The 522-nt window shown below is 45.6% G+C and carries 1 pseudogene; it reads left to right on the forward strand.

Annotated features, from left to right (window positions below):
• Positions 1-522: pseudogene (locus KIV40_RS26805) on the forward strand (ABC transporter ATP-binding protein); the annotation flags it as partial.

The following is a 522-nucleotide window of genomic DNA, read 5'->3' on the forward strand; positions in this document are numbered from 1 at the left end:
AACGCCAACGTGTTGCTATCGGTCGTACGCTAGTATCACAACCAGATGTATTCCTTCTTGATGAACCACTATCAAACTTGGATGCAGCACTGCGTGTAAACATGCGTGCTCAAATCACGAAACTACAACGCCAACTTGGCTGTACCATGATCTATGTAACGCACGATCAGGTAGAAGCAATGACAATGGCAGACAAGATTGTGGTTCTAGATGGCGGTTACGTATCACAAGTTGGTAAACCACTTGAGCTTTACCACTACCCACAAAACCGCTTTGTTGCTGGCTTTATTGGCTCACCAAAAATGAACTTCATGAGTGTTTTCATTGATGAAGTGGAAGCAGAACGCGTAAAAGTACAGCTTTCTAACGGCGTATCTTTCTGGATCCCAGTTGATGGTACAACAGTGAATCGCGGAGACCGCATGTCTCTGGGTATTCGCCCTGAGCACTTAGTTCAAGCCGTTGACGCCGATGCGACAATTCACGGTGAAGTGATGATCGTAGAGAAACTAGGTAACGAAA

This window comes from Vibrio sp. D173a (assembly GCF_030248475.1).